Source organism: Sphingobacteriaceae bacterium (assembly GCA_002319075.1).
Classification (GTDB): Bacteria; Bacteroidota; Bacteroidia; order B-17B0; family Aurantibacillaceae; genus Aurantibacillus.
Genome location: NVQB01000001.1, coordinates 4,238,439 through 4,249,597 on the forward strand (window position 1 = coordinate 4,238,439; position 11,159 = coordinate 4,249,597).

Here is an 11,159-nt window from a genome sequence, read left to right on the forward strand (position 1 = left end):
TTTCTAAGGTATCATTTCGTTAGCGTGAATAAATACCTGTACAGGCTGCTGGTAAAGTATTTGTGCCATAGCGGCTGAGTCTTCCGCCCAAAGAGTGTCGGTTGATTCTGGCTTAAATACTTTTGCATCAGATGGCGCTGAACTGGAGAATCCGGGTGACTGGTTTAATAACAAGTATTTGCAATAGTTTTTAGCAACATGATCCCAAGTAAGTTCCGCCCAGTTGTTTAAAGGAAGGGTCGGTGGAGGCAATGGCTCATCTAGACCAAAGCGCAGCTCTCCGGTTCGTTCCATTAAAACAAAGAACCATCCTGGAATCGGTGGATTCAAAGTTTTATCCCCCTTCGCAGCAGTATCAGTCAGATCGAATCCCAAGAATGTAATTTCCGGATCAATATCTGCCCTAAAAATTGGCATCTTAACAGCGGCTGTTTCATCAGGAATGCGCTTTTTACTATAATCTAAACCTGGGCCGCTTTGATTTGGCGGATATGTTGCTGGCACTGCGTAAATAATAATGTTTGGAAACTTTTTTAACAGATCGCCTCGTATCGCTAATACAAGGGTGTTGCCTACCGTAACGGGTCTGGTAGAATGACTCCCAAGAGCAGTGTTCCCCCAGCTGTACATATCTGTTATATCTGTTGTAGGTGTTGTGGCATCTACACTACTCCAAAAATGTTTAAAATAGGTGCCCCGCTGATCGGTTGGATACTCACGCCATAACAATTCTCGTCCCATCTCATAATTAGCCCCGGCAAGAAAAGCTTCTATAAATTTCTGATTAGATTTTAAAAGTGTTATTGAATTTTGTGGGATCAGATTTAAATTCGGAACAAGGTAGTCGACTCCCAGTTCGAGAAGCGACTTGTACATAGGAAGCTTAAAAGATGGAGCTGCCATTGCAGGTAATATTACTACTGGAGTTGTGGTTTGGTTAGGATTATTTACGCTACCATAAAAACTGTTGGTGTGTGTTACGGAAGGATTAATACCATCGGCCACAGTTGCAGAACTTGTGGTTAAATTAGGTGCGTTTGCAGGAGTGGCCCAATTCGCAGCAGCATATACTCCGCTATAGGCCGAGAAACTACCCTTAAAGTTATTGGCTACTGTATAACTTGCGCTCGGCATCGTGCCCTGTGGCAAACTAATATTAAATTGAATAGAAGGTTGAATTGCAGCATTCTTAATTGCTGTAACTGAATAGTCGAGACTACTAATATCAAAGGTCGCGTACTGTAGTGGTAAGGCGGGTTTGGGAGCCACAGGCGCCGCATTTCCTTGTATCATCCTTGCCACTGGATTGTTAGTTTGGCCAACCGTAAAGCTAACCCTTCTCATAATAGCTCCATTAGGGCTACTTAGCCTGCGAAAAGTTGATGATGTTGCACCAACCGCCATGCTACTACTTACGGCAGCCTGTTTCACAGTCGTTGTCCCACTTCTAATTCTTCCCAGCACATTAGTAGTCATCGGTAAAATTTGTTCGATGGGTTGTGAGGCAATGTGTTTTGCATGCATTGCTGCTGAGGTATTCGCGGTAAGTTGTGCAATGTTCGCTTTTCTATTTGTGTCCAAAACTTTGCCTACCTGGCTCCAGGCCTCTTTCATTAATAAATCCTGATTTTTACGTACATAGTCTCCACCAAGGGAAGCTGCAACTCTGTAACGAGGATCAAGATTTAATTCATTTAACCAGGGAATTCCTGTACTCGTATTTAATTTATTTTGCAACGCGTGCCAACGTCCATACATCGGTGGCGTAACAATCGGATCGTCTCCGAGGGAATTGCTGCTATTCCCGGGATCAAGAGTAGTGTAAATAGTATTAGTAATAGTTGCACTCTGAATGTCTTGTCCTAGATTTATAAAGTCACGTAAATAATTACGATAATTGGTTTCATTTGTTCCTGTTGGGAAAAGCGGTGCATTATAGCCTGCGATTCCCAATGCCCCTTCGAGCATTTCGGTGCCTGCTGTCGGCCCTGCTGTACTGGCGAGTTGCAGACCATAACCAGGATCCTGAATATCCATAAGTCTTTTACCCACACGTTGGTCCAGCAATCTCGGTTTTACTTGTCGTACCAAATATTCAAAATCTCCCGTCGCTCCTGTTCTAAAGTACCATTCATGATAAATTGGAAATGTTCCAAGCTGTTCGTCAGGAGTGCCCGGCCAAGGTGTTGCATGATTCCAGGCAGGAGCTTGAGCCATGATACCTGATGTGGATAATCCTAATCCGGCTCTCCGACCAGTTTCATAGGTCGGAATAAGAAAGGCGTAGTAGGATGTATTTTCTTCTAGTTTTCTTGGGCAAAGCAATCTGGAGATTCCTATGTAGGGCTTGTCTTTTATTTTCTGATCAAGCGCTGCAAGGTCAGCGTCCAGATTCGTAGGCGTTACCTCATCATCAACGCTAACATGTGCCCATGCCCAAACTTCCTCGTTAAAAGGTAGTGGCCTATTTAATGGAGTTGTGAGGGGATCTAATACAACTGCATTTAATGGTGCATCTTTTAACGTTGCACGGGTAAATTCATCTTCCTTCAATACGATAAGAGTTAACCAAGGTCTTAATTTACCTCCTTCAGTTGCGTTAGGTACTGAGGGAAACTTTGCTACTGCTGGACTATAACGCCAAGGAAAATCCTCTTCATAAAAGTCAATGAAAGGAAAACTGTGGGGCTCAAAATTGGTGATCCAGTCGCGAGGTTCTGTTTTTACAATCGCGTCTGGATGAATCCCTATAACATCACCTGGTCCTATGATCTGGAAATCCATATCCAATGGACTAGCAGAAGCTGGAACAACCGCATTGCTTGAATTTTTTACATTTACGTGAACATATGCTTTTATGGTAGGGCGTTCGGTAACATTTGATGTTCCTTGCGTGGTACCATCAAAAATTTCAGTTTGTGAAATTTGGGAAGCCAGTCCTCGTCTGGCCCACGGAAGAAAGGTGTGATTTGCGTCGCTCATAATTTACTAAGTCGAATTTGTTTATATATACTGCTCTGCTAATTGTAAGGCATACTTCAATCATACACCTTGTATAATTTTATAAGTTTAACTCCTGCACAATGAATGTGCAAGAACAGGTGTACCTGATTTTTGTTGCTCAGGTACTGGAAATGGATTGTCTTACTCGCCGTTTTCATTACACTGCCACTTCAAATTGGTTAACTATTTGTAATTGTCCTTCAAGTGCTGGGTTTAATAGCAGTTGCTGTTCAAGAATTTTTTGTGCTTCAATTCTTGAACCGGCTATTAAGCTGTTGTAACTTGTAAGATCCGATGTTTTTGCAATTGCAAAGCTTGCTGCTGTTTCCGTAATGGGTAGTGGTGCATCAGAGGCGCGCAAGCGATCTGTTGAAGCTGACCCTAAGTTAGAGTTGGCCGCAGTTGTTCCCATCGTACTATTAGCTCTAAATGCTACAGCAATTGTAGATGGACTTGTCATACGTACTGGGGTTCGGCGTGAATCCATAATTATTTGTTCATACTCATAACGTCTTCTGCGGGGCTTGCCTCCTTTTAAGGCGGTGCTTGTACTTTTTACCTCTAGGCCTGATGTCAGCTCTTGAAAGGATGCACTATTGAGTCGGTCAGTTTCTGACAGGTTAAAGAATTCGTTAGGTGCAAAATATTCTTTCAGAGGGTCTTTTTGTAAAATATTTGTAGTGGAAGCATCGTAAGAAATATTTAAACTAAAATAAGAATAACCAAGTGGATCAGGACGACAATTACCAAAGCGTGTAATGTCAATATCCAGTGGCACTATCTTCTGACTCACTGCCAGCTTGCCTTGTGGGTGAACTACCACTTCTGGTCCAGATGTATTAAATTCACGTATTGTTACAAGCAAAGGCACATCATCCGATACCGTGGCCTGCCAGTTCTTTTTATCTTCAAGAGCTACGATGAGCTTATCTAATACTTTAACATCCAGTAAGGTTGTAGTGTCGTGATCTCCAAAGGTTTTATCAAAATCTTTGTCAAACTCAACGCCAAGTACTTTAAACGATACATTGCCTTGTACATGCCAAGGTGTTGGTCCTTCAAGCAAGCCTGCAAAAGATATGCTTAATATAGCTTTGTCTTTTCTGCGAACTTCTAAACTTCCATCAATGGATGCTTCAAAACGAAATGGTGAAAAGTAAAACAGTGCATCAAATCCTAAATGTCCACGCAGATCAATGTTGTCGTTTATTGCCCATAGAAAATCTATGGCTGCTCCAAACTGTGCTGTGTTAGAGGTGATGGCAAAATAAGTACTGAGCGTTAAGCGTGGTTTTTCACCATCAATTAAATTGATGGTAAGTCTACGCATGTTTGGAATGTTGAGTGGTGGGATAGGGAATTTCGGATGAAAACCTCCAACACTTAATACAAAGGTTGGCTTATCGCCCCACACAAGTCTGAATACCATATCCCCAGACAATCCCATGCCGGCTACTGAAGAATCAAATAAGGTAGCATCAAAAGTGATTGTCTTTTTCTCAAAGTTGATAATCCCTGCAAAAGCAATTTGCAGTTTTAAAACAGGTTTATCTTTATTTGGAAGAAGTGCGCGTATAACGCCAATCAACGCAAATTCATTAGCACCGGGTAGTTCAAAAAATAATCCCAGTTCTGCTGTAATTAAAGTCGGTGTTCCCCAACCAATAATAGCCATCGGTCCAAAAGAATATCTTCCTTCCTGTATTGGAAACACAGTTTCCAAAGAAGAAATTATACTATCGATATTCTCTACCGGATTGGTTGGAAATAAAATATTATCAATACTTCCATTACGAACACCATCGCGCAAACCATCGGTATTCATCCTGCGATGCAAGGCAATTATTCCTCCAACGCCGTTCAACGTAAATCCAAAGCCTAACTGAATCGGTTGAAACTCCGCTGTAATCAAAAGCAACAAAGAATAGCCTGGCTGTCCACTTGGTAGCTTCGTAGTTAAAATACCAATCGCCTTTATAGCAATCTTATCCTTAATACTTAATTCTAATGCCCCTACATATCTGCCTTCGTCTTTATTGAATGATAAAAAGCCGCCGCCAGAAATGGTTTTTGATTCCATCTTTAAACCTAAACCTGTTGGGGGTTTGAAGCCTAGATCAAGTTCAATGTTACCTAAAATACCTTGGTTTTCGGTAGACAACTTTTTGCTAGCTATCAACTCTACACCTATTCCTTTTACTGTGGCGCTGAAAGGTCCTAGTTTTAAACCAGCATTTAAAGAAAAAGCGAGCCCTGCACCAGTAGATTTTTTAACCAAACGAACTAATAACTCATCAACGGATAACGGGCCAATAGTTTTATGAATAGGTAAACTATATTCAAAACCTAAATGCCCTTGTATCCCAAATCCTGATTTGGATGACCACTGCAAAGATCCATCCCAGGCAATATCCAAAGAATTAGTAAAGATTTTACTTATAAATCCATCCCCACTTCCAGGTTCTAAGATAAATCTAACTTCTCCACCTTCTGCTGTACCTAATGCTACAACTACTTCAATATCGGCCAAACTCCCTAGGATCTCCAAACTAGCCTCAAATCCATCCAATTCAAGGCGGCTTTCACCTTTTGCTCCCAATAATATCCAAGGTCCATTGGATTCTTCAGGCACACCTGTGAGTTTGATATTTCCTTCAATAAGTCCTGAACTTAAATTGGTATCTAACTCTGTTCCGTCTGGAAAAATTTTAAGTCCGAACACCCCAGTGCCCTCAAATTCTGCATTAAGGGCTAAGGTTAGCTCTGGTGTTAGAGGAACGCTCGATCCTAATTGCCCACGGACTAGAGGCGTCAAATACAGGCCATCTGGCACAGCATTAGTACCTGGAACTTTTGTTATGGGCATAATTAATGCGCCTGCTTCAACGTAGTCGGTTTCATCAATCGTATGACCAGAAATTATCGGAACAGTAAGAGCTTCTATTCTTTGATCGTCAATTTGCTGGGTCGTGAAAAAAGAATTGTATAATGCTTTAATCGGTGTATCCCGCGAAACAAGAATCTTCATTCCAAGCGCGAATTGTTCTAGATTATATAGAAGTTTAGCATGATTGAAATTATTATTGGGATCATTCCAAGAGTAAAGATTTCTAAGAGTTCTAGGAGCGTCAGTTACAAAATCTCCTAGCTGGGTAATATCTATAGTGAACTTTTTATAGTTCATTTGATACGATAAAAGGTTTCCACTTGGAGTTTCATCTTCAATTTCAATTACACCTATTGAAAGAAAAATTCCATATATAAGCGGTTGATTTAGCCTTAAATAGTTACAAATTAAATAAGATGGTAGACGTTCACTAATTGTCTGCCAAAAGAACGAATCATTCATTGGTCCAGGAATACCTAATACACTACTCTGATCGTAATTTTTAATCGTGTTAAAAAAATCTTTGATTTTTTGAGCAAGATCAATAGTATTTTGAAGTTCATTTCCGCTTTGTTTCTGAATGTCTTCAACAAGAACTAATGCGTCATCAACGAGGTTAATAATAGACTGTAAAGAGGTTGCAATAGTCACAATTGAACTATTATCAATCTCTACGTTCCAGCCCAATTCTCCTAACAATACTTCCATTTCTGATGGATCTGACACTGCCGATTTAAGAGGATTGAGAGCTTCAGTCAGCGCGGTGCCGATGGGTTTTAAAAATAAACTCATAGATTTTCAAGTGTTACTGTTGTGCTCGTAGGAGCAATAGGTTGACTATGAAGGTCCATTAAATAACCAGTTGACCAACCTTCTGGAATTTGAACCTCATAATTATTTCCTTGTGGGGAAAAGAATCGAATTTTATCATAAACTCGATGAATGCTATGGCAATTATTATCATCCAATGCAACTCCATACATAAGTTGGACTGCACCGTGATTATTAAATGGAGTGCCTGAAGCAAATGAGCAACCATGCTCCATTATTACTTGTTTCTCACCAGGATTTGGGTTAAAGATTGACACGTTGTAATGAACACGTTTTATGTTATCTGCAATATGTCTAACCTCCACTTCTAGCTCTTGATTTGGTGGAACCATCGGCGCTCCCCTCTCTGAATTTGATCTGGACTGCAAACCTTTACTAGACCATCCTCTAAATTTGTAACCTGGCGGTACTTTAATATATAAATCTCCCGCAGGAAAAATCTTTTTCATTGTATCAAGATCTGCTAAAATGGCCGCCCATCTCCAGTGAAGATGAAAACAGTTATGGGGACAAAAAGGTGCTTCGACAGAATTATTTGTATATTGTGAGTACGGAATTCCGTCCACAGTCACATTATTTGGAACGTTTCCACCAGAATAAAGTGTTTCAAGAATCTTTCCAGAATTACCATGAATGTGGATGCTATCATAATCGCCTTGTCTAGGAAATTTTAGAGAATAATAATTTTGCAGGGAATGACTAAATTTTCCCATTCTATACGTGCTGAACTTTGTGTTTTGTGGGCCATAAACTCCAGTTATTTGCTTTGATATGTTAGAACTTGAAACTGCATTGGGATAATATCCATCGAATACGAAAGCCCAATCAAAAGGTTTAGGTATCAGAGTATTATATTTTCGAGTCTTGAGATACTGATTACTATCTATATAAAAACCTGCGAAATTTTGCGGGTTGCTAGTTAGTTCATCATCATAATCCAGAACATTAACATCCATTCGAATTGTCCCAAGGCAAGTTTTCACTTTTCTAGTACCCCCTGTCTGCCATTCGAAACTTATTTGAGGAAAAGCTTTCATTCCACCCGAAACTCCACCAGGGTCGAAATCATTTACTTTACCGCGAAATACAACAGATAATGTCACTTTAACGTTACAAACTCCACCCACATTGTATCCCAGAACCAATTTATACCCCCGCTGATACATTGAGTCTACCGAGTTCAGGCGCGTCCCCTCTCCAACAAAGAGCTGAGCAGTTCCTGTATGAAATGCGCTATTAATGCTGAAGGTTGCAGAGGAATTATCATCAAAAACCACTGATAAATTATTAAAAGTGATTTGATCAAATGCTTTTCTAACTTGAAAATTACCCGGAGTTTGATACACAGCATTACGTGCATCAATAATTCTTAGTCCAACTATATCATTTACCTCATATTTAAACTGCCAATACTCTGGAGGATTATCAATTGGAGCATTTGTAATAGTAGTTTGCGCTACCGTTGGGTCACCGGTAGATTTAGTTAAGCTCATCCAATTAACTTCATCAAAAACAAGCCTTTGCTTTGATAGTGACTTCTCGACCGCTAATTCTGCTGTTGATCGTCCTGTTAGAAGTCTTCTTAGAACTTCGTTACATATGGGACAAAATGAATGCATTGGAGTTTTCAGGTGTCGGGTAAAATCACCAAAATTTCTCTTCATTATACAATCATATGAACTTCTATAAACTTGGGTTTGAAAACCACCGCCTCCAATATGGAGTGCCAGTTTTTGAGGATTAGATGCCGGAGGATTGTTGTCTATATCATACACATTCAACCCATTTAAACGCTGATTATAATCCATAAAGTTTTTCCACTTAAAGCTTAGGATGGGAATGTAAACCGAGTTTGCTTGAGGAGGAAAAACAGAAATAACAACTAGATTAGGATATTTTGACAAAGTCTCTCTTTGACTTGCATTAGGTGCTAAGTAACTCGCATTTGGCAGTACAAATTCATCTCCTAGCCCAACCGATCTCGCAATTCCTCTAGCTAAAGTTAATTCAAAATGCTCGTTTGCAGACGATGCAACAAAATAATACAAGTTATTATTCCGATCTTCTAATTCAACTAAACTATTATCAGCGGCCCCAAGAGTTGTTTGTTCAGGTAATAAAACAAAAACAACTCCCATTCCAACGAAATCAGGATCAGCGCTTGGATTTAACGTTGATGAAAGTGCCACAGCTTGATCTGAGTGCTTTATCGACAATGATCCTACAAGACTATTTAGCGATGTAACATTCAACCATAATTTTTTGTTGGCCGTATTATAAACTGAATCTAAAGGCGTTTTTCCTGCAGTGTAGCTGAAATCATTCAGTGTAGTCTTAATTTGAGGGCCTGTAACATTCGCTGAACTCGCAATAAAATGACTATGTATAGCAAGCGAGCCTGTATATAGTTTTACTACATTAAAAGGTGAAAGTTTGAAGAGTTTATCACGAAGCTTAGCGCAATCATTAAGAAAGGTTTGTTGACTGGTATAGCCTTCGGATATTATATGAATATTAAAGGCTGAATCAGGCCGCACATTAGTGTCGAACGGAAATATTTTTTTTGAGATAGCTGTTGGCATAATGTAGCTTTTTTTAGTTAACCTGTTTACAGTAATCGTAGTTCAAAGTCTATTAGCGCATCAACTTAAATCTATTTTTTTTGAATAGAGCCAAACGCTTTTAGCTAAATTATGAAATCCTTATTCGCATAAGAAAAAGTCAGATACCGGAAATTCAATTGTTAGGTACGGGAAATTGAGTATATAAATTGCTATTTCAACAAAGGTTGAGATATTAAAAAGAATTCTCTTGCAAAGTCTGAATTTATAAAAGGCTTCTTTTGATTTTTTGTTCTACTTTTTCAGCCCATTTTTAAAACGACCACTGTAAATATCGATATACCCGAATTTATCTCTTCCTACGCGATAAGTTAAATTTTGGAAGGTTGGCGCGTCAATTGTATCTATAATTTTCTCACCCTTTACATTATAGTTGAGCTTCCGATTTTCGTAATACACCCATTGTTTGTCTTTAGAAAACTCACCTTCACCCGCTAAAATCACGAAACTTTCCCAGTCGGCTCCATGCATTTTTTTACTACCAAAATAATAAGACTTTCCGTCTGTTCCCCAATTGAAAATTCCTACGCCTTTTACAATTTTGAATTTCCTTGCCTCCACCTGTAAGTTTTTTCCATCATAAAAAACAGCTTTCCCATCAGTCTTAAAACGCGGATTTTTTAGGATGCCAGACGGTTCGTAAGATTTTAAAAACGTCTGATCTTGCCGATATTCAAAGTATTTATCTTCAGCGTAATCAGAATCTACCACTTTAAATGTTAATGGGTCTGCAGTAGAAATATGTCTTCCTCGATAGAAAACTTTGTGGTTATCTTTTGCATAACGAGTGTCACTAAAAATGATAAATTTTTCAGGATTAACTTTAACAACTTCACTACCCTCAAGCATTATCTCACCTTTTTCCCACCCTTGATAGTAATTGTAATTTTTAACTTCATTATGACGTGCACAATGTGTAAAAGTAAACAGACTAACTATAAGCAAGTTTTTTAAAAAAAAAGAAAAAGAATTTACATTTTTTCTCATCGTTTATATAATACCAAACCGTTGATAGAAAATTTGTCAAAGGCGACATATATCCCATAATGGCGATCACCATTATTAACTAAAAAAGAATTAAAATAATTGACTCTAGTAAGTTCTATGTAATTTGAGCCGAGTTCTTGACAGCGCTCAAAGATCAATGGAATAACCCAATGACGATCGAAATATTTCTCCAATTTCCAGGTTCCCGATGCATGTATAATTTTATATGTGCTTTTTAATTCGGTATCGAAATCGAATGGAAAATACTCTAATTCAAAAGTGCTATCGGCATTGAACCGGGCAATCGTCTTTCCTGCTACTTTGTCTTCAATATTAAACTGCCACTTACTAACAATATCAATTGTATACTCTCCGACGATATCTTCGCGGTGCACCTCTTTCATAACATATTCTGGAGATCTGGATGCAATTTCGCTCCCAACAATTGATGTATACGATAGAGCTGCAAAAAGAGGGATTAACATTATAAAAAAGAGTAAACCTAAAACTAAGGTGAATGAATATAGTCTAAGTTTCTTTACAATCTTGTTATGTTTATCATGCGTTAAATAAATTACTACGTAAAACAGAAAATAGAATATGTTTACTGCTATCAAAAAAACAAAGTAATATCCAAAGAAAGAAATAGGAGGATTAAATAACTGTGTTGGTTCGTGGACAAAAATCGATAGAAGATTGAAAGCGAAAAAACTAAATAGTATAACAATGAAATTAAAAATTAGCCTTCGGGATTCCCACCAGCGGTAGAATCCTTTAAACGATAGATTGCCGTCATCTAATATTAACTTTTTCAGCAAAGGCAAAATTAA

5 protein-coding genes are annotated in these 11,159 nt (G+C 38.7%); all 5 read right to left on the reverse strand.

The genetic code is table 11. The annotated features are described in order from the left end of the window. Window positions 1-3: 3 nt before the first annotated feature. Entirely contained in the window at window positions 4-2,982 is a 2,979-nt protein-coding gene (locus CNR22_18315; protein ID PBQ33647.1) for a hypothetical protein, read from the reverse strand. A gap of 178 nt (window positions 2,983-3,160) precedes the next feature. Further along, a complete protein-coding gene (locus CNR22_18320; protein PBQ33648.1) occupies window positions 3,161-6,682 on the reverse strand; it encodes a hypothetical protein in 3,522 nt (1,173 codons plus the stop codon). Beyond that, window positions 6,679-9,303 (reverse strand): hypothetical protein, encoded by a 2,625-nt coding sequence (locus CNR22_18325; protein ID PBQ33649.1) that lies wholly within the window; start codon window positions 9,301-9,303, stop codon window positions 6,679-6,681. The genes CNR22_18320 and CNR22_18325 overlap by 4 nt, the downstream gene beginning before the upstream one ends. Window positions 9,304-9,576: 273 nt before the next feature. After that, window positions 9,577-10,329, reverse strand: coding sequence for a hypothetical protein (locus CNR22_18330; protein ID PBQ33650.1), 753 nt, complete (start codon window positions 10,327-10,329; stop codon window positions 9,577-9,579). Beyond that, window positions 10,326-11,147 carry a hypothetical protein gene (locus CNR22_18335; protein ID PBQ33651.1) on the reverse strand — a complete coding sequence of 274 codons (822 nt, stop codon included), beginning with the start codon at window positions 11,145-11,147 and terminating at the stop codon, window positions 10,326-10,328. Before CNR22_18335 ends, CNR22_18330 begins: the two co-directional genes overlap by 4 nt. Window positions 11,148-11,159: the final 12 nt, after the last annotated feature.